1 pseudogene is annotated in these 643 nt (G+C 47.4%); it reads right to left on the reverse strand.

Features of this window, described 5'->3' with window-relative positions:
* Window positions 1–40 precede the first annotated feature (40 nt).
* A pseudogene (gene tnpA / locus IAG03_RS14110) lies at window positions 41–558 on the reverse strand (IS200/IS605 family transposase).
* Window positions 559–643 lie beyond the last annotated feature (85 nt).

Below are 643 nucleotides of genomic sequence, written 5' to 3' on the forward strand. Positions count from 1 at the left end.
CCCCGGTTGTGCCGGGGGGATTTCTTATGCGGGCGAAGCCCTATGTTACCAGCCACGCCTCATGCGGCGTTGGTACGGTCTGACATCTGCATGGGGCTTGTTGCCAGCTGCCCGTAAACGGGCTTAGAAGTTTCCCATTGTCAGCTGTTCGCCCATCCTATCTTCCTCTAACTGATTTCGGATGTACTCCTCTATTTTCTTCGCATTCTTTCCTACGGTGTCTACATAGTATCCCCGACACCAAAATTCGCGGTTTCTATACTTGTACTTCAGATTCGGGAATTGCTCGTATATCATCAGTGAGCTTTTGCCTTTCCGGTATCCCGCAAAGCTCGAAACCGCGATTTTGGGTGGGATCTCAAGAAGCGTATGTATGTGATCCGCACATACCTCTGCCTCTATGATCGTCACCTTTTTCCATTCGCACAACTGTCGCAGATTTTTCCCTATTCCTCTGCGTTTTTCGCCGAAGAACACTTTGCGCCGATATTTCGGCGCAAACACAATATGATATTTGCAATTCCATTTCGTATGCGCTAAACTGTTTGTGTCATTCATTCTTGAGTGACCTCCCTTTGTTTTGTAGTTTGCAGTTGCCAGACCGCATCTCTACTATAACAGAGGGAGTTTTATTTTGCCTCAT

Origin of the sequence: Yeguia hominis, from assembly GCF_014384705.1 — a bacterium.
In the GTDB taxonomy this organism is placed as follows: domain Bacteria; phylum Bacillota; class Clostridia; order Oscillospirales; family Acutalibacteraceae; genus Yeguia; species Yeguia hominis.